Consider the following 17,275-nt stretch of genomic DNA (forward strand, 5'->3'; position numbering starts at 1 on the left):
CCTTCTTTTTATGGTATTACAAAAAGAATAGTACATTTTTTAACATATTAAAATTTTACTATTTTATTTAACAAACATTATTTAAGCTCTTTTACAAATTGTATTTTTGCCTAAATTTTTTTATTTTGAAGATTATTAACTCTATTTTTAATTTTAAATCAACCAAAGAAACTATTGTAACTATTGGTACTTTTGATGGTGTGCATATTGGGCATCAAAAAATTATTACAGAATTAATAAACGACGCAAAAGCAACTAATAAAAAAGCCGTTTTGTTAACTTTTTTTCCGCATCCGCGGATGGTTTTACAAAAAGATGTTTCAATAAAACTTATTAATACGATTGATGAACGTGCGCAACATCTTAAAAACTTAGGTTTAGATTATCTAATTATTCATCCTTTTAGTAAAGAATTTTCGAGACTTACTGCGTTAGATTTTGTGCGAGACATTTTAGTGAATCAACTAAATACCTCAAAACTAATTATTGGTTACGATCATCATTTTGGTAAAAATAGGGAGGGAAATATTGAGCAACTAACAGAGTATTCTCATCTATATGATTTTACCGTTGAAGAAATTCCTGCGCAAGACATCGATAAAGTTTCGGTAAGTTCTACCAAAATTAGAAAAGCACTTACAAACGGACAATTAAAAACCGCTAATAATTATTTAGGATATAATTTTTCGTTAACAGGTAAAGTAGTTAACGGAAAACAATTAGGTGGTAAAATTGGTTTTCCTACAGCAAACATTGAGGTTATAGAAGATTATAAACTCATTCCTAAAACAGGAGTTTATATTGTACAATCTATAATTGATAACAATACCATATTCGGTATGATGAATATTGGTAATCGACCTACGGTTAACGGAGAAAACCAAACAATTGAAGTTCATTTTTTTAATTTTAATGCCAATTTATATCAACAAACACTTACTGTTCAGTTGCTTTATTTTTTAAGAGATGAACAAAAGTTCGATTCGGTAAACGATTTAGTTATCCAACTAAAAAAAGACAAAGAAACCTCGTTAAGCTACCTTAAAAACAATTAAGCAATAGCATTGCTAAAGTCTGCCGCTTGCTATATCTTTGCGATTCTTAAAAAATTAAAAAGATGTTACAGGTTCAGTTTATTAGAGAAAACAAACAAACTGTTTTAGACGGATTAGCAAAACGTAATTTTGCCAATGCCGAAACAATAATTAACGATGTATTAACTGCTGATGAAACACGTAGAGCTACGCAAGTTTCTTTAGACAATATATTGGCAGAATCTAACAAAATATCCAAAGAAATTGGAGGTCTTTTTAAATCTGGTGAAATTCAAAAAGCGAATTTACTAAAAGAAAAAACAGGTCAACTAAAAGAACAATCTAAGCAATTAACCGAAGCGTTAAATACAGCTACCGATACATTACAAGATTTATTATATCAAATTCCTAATGTTCCGCATGCTTCTGTAAAAGCTGGAAAAAGTGAAGAAGATAATGAGAAAATTTTTAGCGAAGGAACCATTCCTGATTTAGGAGAAAATGCTTTACCTCACTGGGAATTAGCCAAGAAATACGATATTATCGATTTTGAATTAGGAACCAAAATTACAGGGGCAGGTTTTCCTGTTTATAAAGGTAAAGGAGCGCGTTTACAACGTGCATTAATCAACTATTTTTTAGATAAAAATACAAACGCTGGTTATAAAGAAATGCAAGTTCCGCATTTGGTAAATGAAGCTTCAGGTATTGCAACAGGGCAATTACCAGATAAAGAAGGACAAATGTATCATTCAACTATTGATGATTTATATTTAATTCCTACTGGTGAAGTGCCAATTACAAATATCCACAGAAATGATTTAGTAAAAGAAGCTGATTTACCAATTAAATACACAGGTTACACTCCTTGTTTTCGTAGAGAAGCAGGAAGTTATGGTGCACATGTACGTGGTTTAAATCGTTTACATCAATTTGATAAAGTAGAAATTGTTCGTGTAGAGCATCCTGATAATTCTTACCAAGCTTTAAACGGAATGGTAGAACATATTAAAGAGATTTTACGTGAGTTAAAATTACCATACCGTATTTTACGTTTGTGTGGTGGCGATACCGGATTTACATCGGCTTTAACTTTTGATTTCGAATTGTATTCTACCGCACAAGAGCGTTGGTTAGAAATTAGTTCGGCTTCTAACTTTGAAACTTTTCAGGCAAATCGTTTAAAATTACGTTTTAAAAATAGCGATGGTAAAAGTCAGTTAGTACATACTTTAAACGGAAGTTCTTTAGCTTTACCAAGAGTATTAGCCGGAATTTTAGAGAACTATCAAACTGCAGACGGAATTAAAATCCCAGAAGTGTTAGTTCCTTATTGTGGTTTTAATATGATTGATTAGGTAAACCTAAACTTGTTTTAGACTTACAGAAATGGTTTATGAGATTCTGAAATAAATTCAGAATGACATTAAAAATAAAAAATGCCAAGTTTCAATCAAGAAACTTGGCATTTTTAGTAATCCACCCTTCAAAAATGAATTAATTTCATGTATTTAGTTAACAATCATAAGTTTAATTCGTCAACCTGAAATTGTTTCAGGTTCACATAATTAAGTTACTAATTTTCATTTAGATAAGATTCTGAAATAAATTAAGAATCTTACTATATATCTTTAATTGGCAACCACAGCTACCATTAATCTTTTGTATTTATTCATTTCTAATAATGCTTCAAAATACTTTGTTATTTGTCCGTTTCTCATAAACATATCTGCATTATTTTTTGCTATTCTATATTTTGTAGTAAAATTTTTCATCTTGTAATTTGTTTAGTCTTGTTATTATTAAGACAAAGTTCGTGCCAAAACCTTACACAACTTTCTAAAAAAGGAAGTCATTTAGCAACTAATTAATAATTTGTTCAGTATTTTTGATTGATGAAAAAAGCCATTCTATTCTTTAGTTTCCTCATTTTTAACCTGTTTTGTTACGCACAACAAAACGAATTTATTGTTGCTGAAAATTATTTTAGAAATAGTGAATACGAAAAAGCTATTCAGTTTTATAAAAAATTACACGATAAAAATCCGTACAATACCACTTTTTTAAAAAGGCTGATAACTTGTTATCAAGAAACCGAACAGTTTTTAATTGCAGATAATTTATTATCAAAAAAAATAAAAGAAAAACCAAACTTAACTTACCTTAACGTAATAAAAGGCTATAATTTTGAGCGTCAAAAAAATGATATTAAAGCCAATAACGAATATCAAAAAGCTCTTAACTCACTAGATAAAAAAGGCGCTAGATTTGGCGGTACTATTGCTAATTTATTTAAAAATTACAATAAATTAAATTTTGCTATTGATGCCTATACCAAAATAATGGCACACAATCCGGAGGCAAATTACGGATTTCAATTAGCTCAAATTCATGGTGAAAAAGGCGATTTTCCGAAAATGTTTGAGTCGTACGTGAATTTGGTTGATAAAAACGAAAAATACCTTAACAACGTAAAGCGTTATACTAGCAGGTATATTAATGACGATGCTGAAAATGAAAATAACATTTTATTTAAAAAAGCATTACTAAGAAAATCTATCAGTAATCCAAAAAATATTTGGAACGATTTACTGGCTTGGTTATTTGTAAAGCAAAAACAATACAGTAAAGCGCTAGTGCAACACAAAGCTTTATTAGCCAGAGATCCTGATAATTTAAGTAAAATTGATGAATTAGGTAAAATTGCTTTAGATGATAAAGCTTACGAAACCGCTAAAGAGTGTTTTAATTTAATTATTGAAAAAAGCAATTATCCTTCTGATAAGTTTAAGGCAATAAACAATAGTATAAAAATAGCAATTGCAACCAAACAGCCTGATATTGAAAATCGTTTTTTAAGTGTTTTTAATGAATACGGAATTAATAAAAATACTTTTCGCACACAAGTTACCTATGCCAATTATTTAACTTTTAACAACAATAATCCCGAAAAAGCAGTACAAATTTTAGAAAAAGCCATGACTTTTGCCAATTCTAACTTTACCAAAGCAATGGTTAAACTTAAATTAGGTGAAGTTTTAGTATATACAGGTAAATTTAACAAGGCATTAATTTACTTTTCGCAAGTACAAACCAAGTTTAAAAATCATTTTTTAGGACAAGAAGCACGTTTTAAAGTAGCACAAACTTCTTATTTTAAAAACGACTTTAAATGGGCAAAAGCACAATTAAAAGTTTTAAAAGGATCAGCAACTCAATTAATAGCAAATGATGCTGCCAATTTATTTTTAACAATTTCAGATAATCAACCAAAAGACAGTATTCCGTCTGGTTTAAAAGAATATGCAAAAGCCGATTTATTGGCTTTTCAAAATAAAAACACCCAAGCAATTAGCATTCTTAAAAATATTGTGATTAAATACAAAGGGCAACCTATTGAGGATGAGGCCTTGTTTAAACAAGCAAAATTATTATTCGAAGAAAAAAAATACAACGAAGCTATTTTAATTTTTGATAAAATAATAGCCTTAGATGCTAAAGGAATTTACATTGACGATACTTATTATTTATTGGCAGAATTGTACAATACTAAATTAAATAATCCCGAAAAGGCAAAAGAATACTATCAAAAGATTATTTTTGACCACGCTTCTAGCATCTATTTAGTAGATGCTCGTAAAAAGTTTAGAAAACTAAGAGGCGACACCATTAATTAACCAATGTAACAGTTTAATTGCTACAGTATTAGATTAAAATAAAATGTATATATACAACGTAACTATAAATATTGATGAAAGTGTTCATGACGAATGGTTAAGATGGATAAAAAATCATATTCCTGAAGTATTAGCAACAGGCCATTTTTTAAGCGCAAAATTAACACAAGTTTTGGTTGAAGAAGAAATGGGAGGCGCAACCTATTCGGTACAATATACTGCTAAAACACGTGAAGATTTAGATGATTATTACAAACATCATGCAGATGAACTTCGTACAGAAGCATTTAAACGATTTGCAGATAAAATGCTAGCTTTTCGTACCGAGTTAAGAGTAATAGATGAATTTTTTCCTGCTGTAGCAAGCAATTAAACATGAAACATAAAATTTATAAAAACAGAAAAAAGATATTATTTATCGGTATTTTTCTAACTGTTTTGGGTATTATTTTAGGTTATTGCACATACGGAACCGAACCTTGGGAAACCATTGGTGGTTTTTTAAGTGGTTTCGGAATTGGAGTTATTCTTTTATCTTTAGGATTAAAAGACCCTGCAAATAAATAATCAAAAAATAGTTATACAAGAATTTTTATTTACTCTTGTTACTAGTATTTTTAAATAAGCATCTGTTTTAATTATAATATAATATCAGCGCGTTATTCTGAATTTATTTCAGAATCACATTTTTATAATAAACAATGTATTATGATGAAAAACCGAAACAAGTTCAGGTTGACGTAAATATTAGTTATTACCAACAATCAATTTTTTTTTATACTAAAATCATGACTGTAAAAGCAAAAAAACATTTAGGGCAACATTTTTTAACGGATGAAAACATCGCTAAAAAAATAGCCGATTCGTTAACTGAAAACGGATATGATAACGTATTAGAAATTGGTCCAGGAATGGGTGTTTTAACAAAATATTTGTTAGCTAAAAAGCCAAAAGTTACGGTAATGGAGCTCGATTCTGAATCGGTTGAGTATTTACACAACACTTTTCCTATTGAGCATATAAAACTAAACACCACAAAAGATAATTTTAATATTATTGAAGGTGATTTTTTAAAAAAGAATCTTGTTGATACTTTTAAAAAACAACAAGTAGCCATTATAGGTAATTTTCCGTATAACATTTCTACTCAAATTGTTTTTAAAGCAATTGAAAACAGAGAATTTGTTCCTGAATTTTCAGGAATGTTTCAAAAAGAAGTAGCAAAGAGAATTGCAGAAAAAGAAGGAAGTAAAGTATACGGAATCATGTCTGTTTTAACACAAGCTTTTTATGATGTTGAATATTTATTTACCGTACCACCAACAGTGTTTAATCCACCACCAAAGGTAGATTCGGGTGTTATTCGATTAATCAGAAAAGAAAATTACACCTTACCTGTTGATGAAAAATTATTTTTTAGAGTGGTAAAAACTTCTTTTAATCAACGAAGAAAAATGCTGCGCTCTAGCTTAAAATCTTTTAACCTTTCAGATACTTTAAAAGAAGAGGCTATCTTTACCATGCGTCCCGAGCAATTATCAGTTCAAAAATTTATTGAACTAACCAAAATGATTGCCCAAGACAACGCATAAAAGATTACTTATAGAAAATATAATATTTTTGAATTAAATTCAAACCAATTCACAACAGATGGCATTTGAAATCACACAAGAATTACTTAACAACGTAACGCAGTGCATCGAAAACAAAAAAAACGATGCCCTTTACGAGTTATTTAACGGAATTCACCATGCTGATATTGCTGAAATATTAGACGAATTATCGTTTGATGAAGCGGTGTATATCATCCGTTTATTAGACAGTGAAACCACTGCCGAAGTGTTGATGGATGTTGATGATGATGTTCGAGAAAAAATACTAGAACAACTAACTGCAAAAGAAATTGCAGAAGAAATAGATGAACTTGATACCGATGATGCTGCCGATGTAATTGCTGAACTTCCTGAAAAAAGGAAAAAAGCAGTAATGCAAGAAATTGAAGATGATGAGCATGCCAAAGAAATTGTAGAATTGTTACGTTACGACGAAGATTCTGCCGGTGGATTAATGGCAAAAGAGTTGGTAAAAGTGAACGAAAATTGGTCGGTACCTCGTTGTGTAAAAGAAATGCGCATACAAGCCGAAGAAGTTACACGCGTACATTCAATTTACGTTATTGATAATAACGGAAAGCTAAAAGGGCGTTTGTCTTTAAAAGACTTATTAATGGCAGAAGCTAAAGCAACAATTGCCGATGTTTACATACCTAAAGTAGATTTTGTAACTGTAACTGATGAAGCCGAAGATGTTGCCAACATTATGCGTAAATACGATTTAGAAGCCATTCCTGTTGTTGATGAATTGGGAGTTTTAGTTGGACGTATTACCATTGATGATATTGTTGATGTAATAAAGGAAGAAGCTGATAAAGATTATCAATTAGCAGCTGGTATTACACAAGATGTAGAAGCAGATGATACTATTTTAGAGCTTACAAGAGCACGTTTACCTTGGTTATTTTTAGGTTTAATTGGTGGTGTTGGTGCCGCAAGTATTATGGGATTTTTTGAAGATGCAATATCCGAAAATGCAATTTTATTTATGTTTACACCTTTAATCGCCGCCATGGCAGGTAATGTAGGAGTGCAATCATCAGCAATTATTGTGCAAGGTTTAGCGAATGACGATGTAAAAGGTAGTATTACTGATAGATTGTTAAAAGAAGTGTCATTAGCAATGGTTAACGGATTGGCTTTAGCGGTTTTACTATTCTTATTTATTTTTGCTACAGAGCAAGATATTAAAGTTGCTACGGCAATTTCTATCTCACTTTTTGTAGTAATTATTGTAGCCGGATTAATAGGTACTTTTATTCCGTTGTTTTTAGATAAAAGAGGTATCGATCCTGCAATTGCAACAGGGCCTTTTATTACAACCAGTAATGATATTTTCGGAATTTTAATTTACTTTTGGATAGCTAAAATGATTATTGGTTTTTAGCCTATTGTACCGTTTTTACGCTATCAAATAAAATATCAATCTCTTCTTTTGGTATAAATCCTTTTAGCATTAAAACAGCTCCGAAAACGATTAATAAAATTCCCATGCCTCGTTTTATTCGATAAATAACTAAAGGTGTTAACTTATTTTTTAATTGTTTAGCCAATACTATTTTTCCTAAATCGGTAAATGCATATCCAAAAATTACAGTTGCAAAATACCAAAATAAGTACTTCGGATTCATATCATACGTAGGACCAATAACAACAATTAGTCCTAACCAAAAAGCTAAAACGCCTATATTAATAAAGTTTAAAAAGAAGCCTTTTAAAAATAATTTTAAGTAATTATTACTTGCAGGCAAAGTTACATCAGGCGCTTCGGCTTCTTTTTTATTGTTTTTATCTAAATAAGTAATTAATCCGTAAATAATAAGTACTAATCCGCCGATGAGAAACAAACGCGGATCGTCTTTAATTTTTTCTAACAAACTTCTGCTTCCAAAATAAGCAATTAACATAAAAACAATATCGCCTAATATTACACCAATATCAAAAGCAATAGCAGCTCTTGCTCCTTTTAAAACACTTGTTTTTAAGAGCATAAAAAATACTGGCCCAATCATAAAAGCCATAAAAACTCCTACTAAAAAAGCGTTTTTAAAATCGTAAAAATCCATTATTAAATATGTGTTTATGACTATTTGTAATAAATGACAAACTCCATTCGTCAACCTGAACTTGTTTCAGGTTCTCATCACAAATCATTGTTTAGTTATGTAATGAGATTCCGAAATAAATTCGGAATGACGTTAAAAATTATATACTATACGGATATTCAATATATATTAACTACTAAACGTCATCAAAATCAACAACTACTTTCGGGGTTGTAGGATGTGCCATACAGGTTAAAATAAAACCTTCTTCTAATTCATCGTCAGATAAAATAGCGTTTTTAGACATTACTGCTTTTCCTTCGGTTACTTTTGCAATACAACTACTACAAACACCACCTTGACAAGAATACGGAGCGTCTAATTTATTACGTAAAGAGGCCGATAAAATAGTATCGGTTTTTTCCATCGAAAAAGTAGTTTCCTCATCATCTAACAACACGGTAATTTCTGATTTACCATCAGGATAAGTAATCGGAATTTCATCTTCGGTAGCACTTGCCGTAAATAACTCGAAATGAATATTTTCTTCGTTAAATCCGTTGTCTTGTAATGTTTCAGATACTGTGTTAATCATTGCTTCTGGCCCGCATAAATAAGCAGCATCAAAAACAATATTTTTATGAATATCTTTTACAATATTATTAACGTTGTTTTTATCAATTCTACCTAATTTACTTCCACTTTTAACCTCTTTACTAAAAATATAATGTAAATTAAATTGCTGTTTATACTGATCTTTTAAAGCATTTAACTCTTCGTAAAAAATAGTTGTTTCTGCTTTTTTATTACCATAAACTAAGGTAAATGTTGCTGTCGGTTCGTTTTCTAACACTGCTTTTATCATCGATAAAACTGGTGTAATTCCGCTACCTGCAGCAAATGCAATGTAGTTTTTATCCGCCGAAGGCTCTAAAATAAATTTCCCTTCTGGTTCTGAAACTTCTAAAATTGTTTCTTCCTTTAGTTTTGTTGTTGCATAGGTAGAAAAAACTCCTTTTTCTACCGCTTTAACAGCAACTTTTAATTCGTTGTTATTTGGCGACGCGCAAATAGAATACGCTCTACGTATTTCTTGCTTGTTTAAAACTGTTTTTATGGTTATATATTGACCTGCAATAAAAGTATAAGCTTCTTTTAATTCGGCAGGAATTGTAAATAATATTGAAACGGCATCGGCAGTTTCTTTAATTATTTTTTCTATTGTTAATTTATGAAATGTAGACATCTATACTATTTAAAAACACAAAAATAAGCAATACTAAAGGAACCTTTTGTTAGGAATTACATAAAATAATACCTAAGATTATTATACATAAGAAAATTATGTATATTTGTTGTGCGTTGAAAAGACAAAAACATACTAATAATATATACCGTTTAATATTTATAAAATGGGAAATCAGAAATTATATAAAGGTTCGTTACAAACTATCATTTTAAAGCTATTGGCTCAAAATGATAAAATGTATGGTTATGAAATTACTCAAAAAGTAAAAGAACTAACCAAAGGCGAATTAAAAATTACCGAAGGTGCTTTATATCCTGCCTTACATAAATTAGAAGCCGAAGGTTTGTTGGATGTTGAAGTTGCCAAAGTAGGGAATCGTTTGCGTAAATATTACAAACTTACCGAAAACGGCACCAAAGAAACTGCCAATAAATTGGAAGAAATGCAAGAGTTTTTAAAAACAATGCAGCAATTGGTGAATCCTAAATTTAGCTTAGAGTAAGATGGAGTTAACTAAAGAACAAACCAAAAGAATTAACGACTTTTTAGAAGGTATTGGTGTTAACTATATTGATATCCGTTACGAAATGGTAGATCATATAGCGTCTGAAATTGAAGAAAAAGTAACCGATACTGATACGTTTTTCGAAAATCAACGCTTTCAAACCGTTTTTGTTAGATACATGTTGAGTAAAAAAGATGCGCTGCAAAAAAAATATCAGAAAATAGTAAAAAGAAGGTTTTGGGGGGATGTTAAAACGATGTTTAAAAATATGGGCAAAGAAACTCTAAAAATTAAAAACCTTTTATTTTTAGTCATTTTAGTAGCAACTACCTATACATTTAGTTTATTTAATATAAAAAACACTTTAACATACTTGTTCGTATTATTAATTATTATCTATTGTTATAACGGCTATATATTTAGTAGAGCGGCTAAAAAATATGGCACCATAAAAGTGATTCAATCATATACATTGCTACTTACTTTTATGTCTTATTTTCCTCTTTATGTTAACAACCCCATATTAATGTCATCTAAAACTGATGTTAAAATGTGGAGTATTTATGTACATACATCGTTTATCTATTTAATTTTTTTACTCTATAAATCATTTATGAATCAGAAAGAAAAAATTGATGCTAAATACCGATATTTAACAGAATAAATGATATTAGAGCGTCATTCTGAATTTATTTCAGAATCGCATATTGATTAGAAAACATATAATGATGAGAACCTGAAACAAGTTCAGCTTGACGAGAATAAACTATTATAAAATATTGCCCAAACGCATTTATTTAAGTTATGGAATTGACAAAAAAGCAAATACAAGAAATTGATAGATATTTAAATTTAAAAGGAGTAAAATTTGTCGATTTTAGAAGTGAAATTATAGATCATATTGTTTCTCAAATAGAAGAAGAAATTAGCAAAGGAAAGTCTTTTAATAGTGCTTTTACTTATACAAAACTTAAATGGGATTCTCAACTACGAAGTAGTCATAGTTGGATTTTTGGAACAGGTTTTATAGCTCCTAAAATTGTAATTACTAAAGCAAAGAAAGTTTTTACAACTACTTTTTTTATCTCATTAGTACCATTATTAATAGCCTTTATTGTTGTTTTTAACAGTAAAATAGCTTTAAGTAAAGTAACTGGACATATTACTATTGCTGCTATTGTGTTACTTTTTACTATCACACTTTTTTACTCTCTTAAAATATCGAATTCTAAAAAGAAAACAGTTTACAATTTTATTGTAAAAACACAATTTTTAAACTTTATTTTTTTACCTATTTTTCTTTTAACTAACCCTGTTACTGATTTTTTAAATATTGGTTTTTTAGGGTATATGATAATCACCACCTATGCTGTTCGATTATTTTATATAAAACATCAAGAAGAAAAAGCAAAGTATAAAGTATCCGTAAAGTAATATTAATACGTCATTCTGAATTTATTTCAGAATCGCATATTGATTAGAAAACATATAATGATGAGAACCTGAAACAAGTTTAGGTTGACGAGAATTAAACGATCATAAAATATTGCCCAAACGCATTTATTTAAACTATGAAACTCACCGAACAAAACATAGATAACCTTTACAAATTCACACGTCAGCATTATGTAGAGCATTACGATGTACAAACCGAATTGGTAGATCATTTAGCAAATGACATCGAACAAATTTGGATGGAGCAGCCTAAATTATCTTTCGAGCAAGCACGCGATGTTTCTTTTAAAAAATTCGGAATCTTCGGATTTATGGATGTTGTGGAAGAGAAACAAAGACAGTTAGGGAAAAAATATAAAACCATTTTATGGCGTTATGTAAAAGAATGGTTTCAATTTCCTAAAATAATTTTAACCATAAGTATTTTTGCCTTTTATTTTTATTGTTTACAATTTAAAGCAGGACTTTATTTATGTATTGTATCAGTAATTTTCTTAGCCATTATTGATGTGTATATTGTTCATAAACTACAAAAAGAAGTAAAAAAACGTTTTACAAAAAATAATAAAAAATGGATGTTAGAAGACACTATTTTTAACGTTGCTAGTTTTGGCGGAGTAATGGTTGGCTCTAATGTTCCACAATTTATAAATCAAACAACAAACCAAACACCTTCAAGTACTGCTGCCTTTTTTATTGCGCTTTTTTTAACATCAGCAATTATTTACTCATATGTAACCTTATTTGTAATTCCGCAAAAAGCAGAACAATTATTAGAAGAGCATTATCCTGAATATAAAATCGCCAATTAAATGAAATTAACCGAACAACAAATAGCGTTATTATACAAATTTACCCGTCAGCATTATGTAGAGCATTACGATGTACAAACCGAATTGGTAGATCATTTAGCGAATGATATCGAACAAATTTGGGTGGAGCAGCCTAAATTATCTTTCGAACAAGCACGCGATGTTTCTTTTAAAAAATTCGGAATCTTCGGATTTATGGATATTGTTGATAAAAAAATAGGGCAAATGAATAAAAAGTATTTCAAACTTATTTTAAGTTTTGTTAAACAATGGTTTCAATTGCCTAAAATTATAATTACACTTTGTTTAATTGTATTGTTTTATCAATTGCAAAATTTAGCGATTGCCTATTATATTTATAGCGGAGTATTTTTTAGCGTTATTCTTTTAGAAATAATTAAAATGTTTCAATCAAAAAGAAAAATCAATCAAAAAATAGCTTTAACTGGTAAAAAATGGTTGCTAGAAGATATTTATTTAAGGCAAAGTTTAGGAAACTTAGCGTTAATTATTTTTTATGCGTACGATTTGTTTCTTCCACACGACGATGATTTTATAGCAATGAATCAATTTAGCCGATGGCTTTCGGCATTTTTAATCGTATTTACCATGTTAGTTGGTTACATTACTTTAATTGTAATTCCTAAAAAATCTGAAGATTTACTTAAAGAATATTACCCTGAATATAACTTTAGTTAACTATAACTTATTTCAGATTTTTATCACAACAACGCAAAGCTAAATGTGATTCTGAATCAAGTTCAGAATGACATTACAAAATATAAATCATTAAAAACAAAAACAACGTCAACCTGAACTTGTTTCAGGTTCGCATTATAACAATGTAATTTTTGGTGTGATTCTGAAATAAATTCAGAATCACGTATCAATATTACAAAAACTACTTTTTACCATCAACAACAATAACAATTTCGCCTTTTGCAGGTTTTTCTGTATAATATGATAACACTTCTTTTACTGTTCCTCGCTTGGTTTCTTCAAACATTTTTGTCAATTCTCTAGAAACTGATATTTGTCTGTCATCACCAAAATACTCGCCAAAATTTGTCAAGGTTTTTAATAATTTATGCGGACTTTCATAAAAAATCATGGTACGTTTTTCTTCAGATAAAAGAGTTAATCGTGTTTGGCGACCTTTTTTAACCGGTAAAAATCCTTCGAAAACAAATTTATCGTTCGGTAAGCCAGAGTTTACCAAAGCAGGTACAAAAGCAGTTGCTCCAGGCAAACATTCAACGTCAATATTTTGTTGTACACAAGCTCTGGTTAATAAAAAACCAGGATCAGAAATTGCAGGCGTTCCAGCATCAGAAATTAAAGCACAACTTTCACCATTTTTTAATCTATTTAAAACACCTTCAACCGATTTGTGTTCGTTATGCATGTGGTGACTGTACATTTGTGTACTAATTTCAAAATGCTTTAACAGTTTACCGCTTGTACGCGTATCTTCCGCCAAAATAAAATCCACTTCTTTTAAAATTCTAAGTGCTCTTAAAGTAATATCCTCTAAATTTCCAATAGGTGTTGGTACCAAATACAATTTGCTCATACAGCAAAGCTACAACAAAGTTTTAGTACATTTGTGCCATGCCAAAAAAGCTGTTAAAAAATATTAATTTTCCTTCGGATGTTAGGCAACTATCCTCAGATGAATTGCCGTTATTGGCAAAAGAATTGCGTGAATTTATTATTGATGTAGTTGCTACAAAAGAAGGTCATTTAGGTGCAAGTTTGGGCGTGGTAGAACTTACCATTGCCTTGCATTATTTGTTTGATACACCAAACGATCAATTAGTTTGGGATGTTGGGCATCAAGCCTACGGACATAAAATTTTAACAGGCCGTAAAGATATTTTTCATACCAACAGGCAGTTAGGCGGAATTTCAGGATTTCCAAAACGAAGCGAAAGTGAATATGATACTTTTGGTGTTGGGCACTCATCAACCTCAATTTCTGCGGCTTTAGGTATGGCAATTGCTTCTAAATTACAAGGTAATAACAAACATCATATTGCGGTTATTGGCGATGCTTCTATAGCAAGCGGAATGGCTTTCGAAGCTTTAAATCATGCTGGCGATACGAATGCAAATTTATTAGTTATTTTAAATGACAATGCTATTGGAATCGATCCATCCGTAGGAGCTTTAAAAGATTATTTAACTAGAATTAAAGCAACCAGATCTGATATTGAACAACACAATATTTTTGAAGCCTTAAATTTTGATTATTCTGGCCCAATAGATGGTCATGATTTCGAAGCACTTTTATCAGAATTAGAACGATTAAAACAGGTTAAAGGCCCCAAGTTTTTACATGTAATTACCACCAAAGGAAAAGGCTTAAAACAAGCCGAACAAGATCAAGTAAAATACCATGCTCCTGGTAAGTTTGATAAAATTTCTGGAGATGTGTTGCCAAAAGAAGCTAGTAAATTTACCAAATATCAAGATGTTTTCGGAAAAACAATTGTCGAATTAGCGCAACAAAACGATAAAATTGTAGGAATCACACCTGCAATGTTAACTGGAAGCTCATTAAAATTGATGTTAGAAAAATTTCCGAATCGTACTTTTGATGTTGGTATTGCCGAACAACATGCAGTTACTTTGGCTGCAGGTATGGCAACCCAAGGAGTTATTCCGTTTTGTAATATTTACTCTACTTTTTTACAGCGTGCTTACGATCAAATAATTCATGATGTTGCCTTACAAAATTTACCGGTAATTTTTTGTTTAGATAGAGCTGGTTTGGTGGGAGAAGATGGCGCAACACATCACGGGGTTTTCGATTTAGCTTACTTAAATTGTATTCCGAATCTAATAATATTCGCACCTCGCAACGAAATTGAATTGCGAAATATTTTATACACAGCACAATTGGGCTTAGAAAATCCGATTGCAATCCGATATCCGAGAGGAAAAGGAAAATTAGAAAACTGGCAATTGCCTTTTGAAAAAATTAAAATAGGAAAAGGAAGTTGTTTAAAAGAAGGAAACAAGCTTGCTGTACTTTCTATAGGAACTATTGCTAATAATGTTTCTGAGGCTATTTATCAGCTTAAAAACCATACTACAGTTGCGCATTACGATATGCGATTTGTAAAGCCTTTAGACATTAATTTACTTGATACTGTTTTTAATAAGTTTGATTTTATCATCACTATTGAAGACGGAACTGTAAAGGGCGGATTTGGAACTGCTGTTTTAGAATATGCTTCAGAAAAAAATTACAAAGGAACCATTAAGGTTTTAGGGATTCCTGACAATTTTATTCATCACGGAACAGTTGATGAATTACAAAAAGCTTGTGGCATTGATACTATTTCTATCCAAAAAACCATTAAACAGTTATTACACTAAAATTTTATAGGGAATACCCTTTTAAAACTTCTTTTTAAATTTTTAACTTTGGTGGTAACCTCAAGTTAAAAATTCACGAACCTTCCCCGTTTTTAAAACTATGAAAAAACTAATTACGTTAGTTATATGCGCAATGGTTGTTGTGTCATGTAGCAAAGAGGAAAGTTACGAACCTGTGTCAACACTTGATGCCGATTTAACCAAAATGCTTTTAAAAAGAGCAAATAATGCTAGCATATCTTTTTTTGAATTGCCCGCTAGTAATGATTATTCTAAAATTCCGCAAGACCCGAATAATCCAATAACAGAAGACAAAGTTATTTTAGGTAAATTATTATTTCATGAAACTGCTTTGGCTCAAAATCCTAAACATACTGATGGTATTGGTACTTATTCATGTGCCAGTTGTCATCATTCAAAAGCAGGATTTCAATCTTGTAAAAAACAAGCTATTGGCGATGGCGGTTCTGGTTTTGGAGCTTCAGGTGAATTAAGAACGATGGGGGCAAATTATACCAACGAAACGGTTGATGTACAGCCCATAAAATCACCATCTATTTTAAACGGAGCTTACCAGAAAGTAACCCTTTGGAATGGTCAGTTTGGAGCAACGGGAATGAATTCAAACACACAATCAGAGTGGACTATTGGTACACCAAAAGAAACGAATAATTTAGGTTTTGAAGGCTTAGAAACACAAGCCATTGCTGGCTTAACTGTTCACCGATTAAAAGTAAATTCATCAATAATAGAAAACTTAGGCTATAAAACATTGTTTGACAAAGCTTTTGCCAATGTTAACGAAAATGAACGTTATTCTGTAAAAAATGCGGGGTTAGCAATTGCAGCTTACGAAAGAACTGTTGTTGCTGATGAAGCTCCGTTTCAAGAATGGTTAAAAGGAGATAATAATGCCATGTCTGATGATGAAAAGAAAGGCGCAATTTTATTTTTTGATAAAGGAAAATGTTATCAATGTCATAACGGACCTTCATTAAATTCGATGGATTTTGTTGCCTTAGGGATGAAAGATTTAGAAGGGGCAGGAGTTTTAGGAAATCCTGTTGATGATGCTACAAAAAAAGGACGCGGTGGTTTTACTAAAAATCCTGATGATAATTATAAATTTAAAGTACCGCAATTATATAGTGTAAAATACAATGGATTTTATGGTCATGGATCGTCATTTACATCTATTAAAAAAATTATTGAGTATAAAAACAATGCTGTAAAAGAAAATAACGATGTGCCAAATATTAGTATAGATAACCGGTTTAAGCCTTTAAATTTATCTGAAGAAGAAATAGCTTTGCTTACACTTTTTGTTGAAAAGAGTTTAAATGATAAAAATCTTGAAAGATATGTTCCAGACAATGTTATGTCTAACAATTGTATACCTAACAACGATGCTCAGTCTCAACTAGATATTTGCAATTAAAAATATTATAAAAGAAAAAAGCGAACCTAAATAGGTTCGCTTTTTATATATAAAAACTTTTAA

The 17,275-nt window shown here is 30.4% G+C and carries 18 protein-coding genes; 14 read left to right on the plus strand and 4 right to left on the minus strand.

The window, feature by feature from the left end; all coding sequences use genetic code 11:
* Positions 1-125 precede the first annotated feature (125 nt).
* Positions 126-1,055 (plus strand): bifunctional riboflavin kinase/FAD synthetase, encoded by a 930-nt coding sequence (locus tag ACN5J5_RS04830; RefSeq protein ID WP_418646177.1) that lies wholly within the window; start codon positions 126-128, stop codon positions 1,053-1,055.
* 62 nt (positions 1,056-1,117) lie between these two features.
* The gene (serS, locus tag ACN5J5_RS04835) at positions 1,118-2,392 is read left to right on the plus strand and encodes a serine--tRNA ligase (RefSeq protein WP_418646178.1); all 1,275 of its coding nucleotides are present in this window, start codon (positions 1,118-1,120) and stop codon (positions 2,390-2,392) included.
* Between the two features lie 273 nt (positions 2,393-2,665).
* Here serS and ACN5J5_RS04840 read toward each other — a convergent pair whose 3' ends face one another.
* Positions 2,666-2,809, minus strand: a complete 144-nt coding sequence (locus tag ACN5J5_RS04840; protein ID WP_418646179.1) for a hypothetical protein — start codon at positions 2,807-2,809, stop codon at positions 2,666-2,668.
* A gap of 120 nt (positions 2,810-2,929) precedes the next feature.
* Between ACN5J5_RS04840 and ACN5J5_RS04845 the strand changes: the two genes are divergently transcribed.
* The 5 genes from ACN5J5_RS04845 to mgtE all read left to right on the plus strand — a co-directional run bounded on the left by ACN5J5_RS04845 (position 2,930) and on the right by mgtE (position 7,711).
* Positions 2,930-4,711 carry a tetratricopeptide repeat protein gene (locus ACN5J5_RS04845; protein WP_418646180.1) on the plus strand — a complete coding sequence of 594 codons (1,782 nt, stop codon included), beginning with the start codon at positions 2,930-2,932 and terminating at the stop codon, positions 4,709-4,711.
* A gap of 43 nt (positions 4,712-4,754) precedes the next feature.
* The gene (locus ACN5J5_RS04850; RefSeq protein WP_418646181.1) at positions 4,755-5,084 is read left to right on the plus strand and encodes a DUF4286 family protein; all 330 of its coding nucleotides are present in this window, start codon (positions 4,755-4,757) and stop codon (positions 5,082-5,084) included.
* Between the two features lie 2 nt (positions 5,085-5,086).
* The gene (locus ACN5J5_RS04855; RefSeq protein ID WP_418646182.1) at positions 5,087-5,278 is read left to right on the plus strand and encodes a hypothetical protein; all 192 of its coding nucleotides are present in this window, start codon (positions 5,087-5,089) and stop codon (positions 5,276-5,278) included.
* A 221-nt stretch (positions 5,279-5,499) separates the two neighbouring features.
* Positions 5,500-6,303 (plus strand): 16S rRNA (adenine(1518)-N(6)/adenine(1519)-N(6))-dimethyltransferase RsmA, encoded by an 804-nt coding sequence (gene rsmA / locus ACN5J5_RS04860; RefSeq protein WP_418646183.1) that lies wholly within the window; start codon positions 5,500-5,502, stop codon positions 6,301-6,303.
* 58 nt (positions 6,304-6,361) lie between these two features.
* Entirely contained in the window at positions 6,362-7,711 is a 1,350-nt protein-coding gene (gene mgtE / locus ACN5J5_RS04865) for a magnesium transporter (RefSeq protein WP_418646184.1), read from the plus strand.
* A 1-nt stretch (position 7,712) separates the two neighbouring features.
* On the opposite strand, the gene ACN5J5_RS04870 is transcribed toward mgtE, so the two are convergent.
* The gene (locus tag ACN5J5_RS04870) at positions 7,713-8,390 is read right to left on the minus strand and encodes a LysE family translocator (RefSeq protein ID WP_418646185.1); all 678 of its coding nucleotides are present in this window, start codon (positions 8,388-8,390) and stop codon (positions 7,713-7,715) included.
* Between the two features lie 175 nt (positions 8,391-8,565).
* A complete protein-coding gene (locus ACN5J5_RS04875) occupies positions 8,566-9,615 on the minus strand; it encodes a 2Fe-2S iron-sulfur cluster-binding protein (RefSeq protein WP_418646186.1) in 1,050 nt (349 codons plus the stop codon).
* A 166-nt stretch (positions 9,616-9,781) separates the two neighbouring features.
* On the opposite strand from ACN5J5_RS04875, the gene ACN5J5_RS04880 reads away from it, so the two are divergent.
* From ACN5J5_RS04880 to ACN5J5_RS04900, 5 genes are all read left to right on the plus strand, one after another.
* The gene (locus ACN5J5_RS04880; RefSeq protein WP_182124732.1) at positions 9,782-10,120 is read left to right on the plus strand and encodes a PadR family transcriptional regulator; all 339 of its coding nucleotides are present in this window, start codon (positions 9,782-9,784) and stop codon (positions 10,118-10,120) included.
* Position 10,121: 1 nt separating this feature from the next.
* Positions 10,122-10,787, plus strand: coding sequence for a hypothetical protein (locus tag ACN5J5_RS04885; RefSeq protein ID WP_418646187.1), 666 nt, complete (start codon positions 10,122-10,124; stop codon positions 10,785-10,787).
* 140 nt (positions 10,788-10,927) lie between these two features.
* Positions 10,928-11,557, plus strand: a complete 630-nt coding sequence (locus ACN5J5_RS04890) for a hypothetical protein (RefSeq protein WP_418646188.1) — start codon at positions 10,928-10,930, stop codon at positions 11,555-11,557.
* Between the two features lie 137 nt (positions 11,558-11,694).
* Positions 11,695-12,390, plus strand: coding sequence for a hypothetical protein (locus ACN5J5_RS04895; RefSeq protein ID WP_418646189.1), 696 nt, complete (start codon positions 11,695-11,697; stop codon positions 12,388-12,390).
* Positions 12,391-13,089, plus strand: a complete 699-nt coding sequence (locus ACN5J5_RS04900; protein ID WP_418646190.1) for a hypothetical protein — start codon at positions 12,391-12,393, stop codon at positions 13,087-13,089.
* Between the two features lie 202 nt (positions 13,090-13,291).
* Here the strand turns inward: ACN5J5_RS04900 and rsmI are convergent, their stop codons facing one another.
* A complete protein-coding gene (rsmI, locus tag ACN5J5_RS04905; protein WP_418646191.1) occupies positions 13,292-13,963 on the minus strand; it encodes a 16S rRNA (cytidine(1402)-2'-O)-methyltransferase in 672 nt (223 codons plus the stop codon).
* A 38-nt stretch (positions 13,964-14,001) separates the two neighbouring features.
* Between rsmI and dxs the strand changes: the two genes are divergently transcribed.
* The gene (dxs, locus tag ACN5J5_RS04910; RefSeq protein WP_418646192.1) at positions 14,002-15,774 is read left to right on the plus strand and encodes a 1-deoxy-D-xylulose-5-phosphate synthase; all 1,773 of its coding nucleotides are present in this window, start codon (positions 14,002-14,004) and stop codon (positions 15,772-15,774) included.
* 100 nt (positions 15,775-15,874) lie between these two features.
* The gene (locus ACN5J5_RS04915; protein ID WP_418646193.1) at positions 15,875-17,212 is read left to right on the plus strand and encodes a cytochrome-c peroxidase; all 1,338 of its coding nucleotides are present in this window, start codon (positions 15,875-15,877) and stop codon (positions 17,210-17,212) included.
* Positions 17,213-17,275 lie beyond the last annotated feature (63 nt).

Origin of the sequence: Tenacibaculum insulae (genome assembly GCF_964512435.1) — a bacterium.
GTDB lineage: Bacteria > Bacteroidota > Bacteroidia > Flavobacteriales > Flavobacteriaceae > Polaribacter > Polaribacter insulae_A.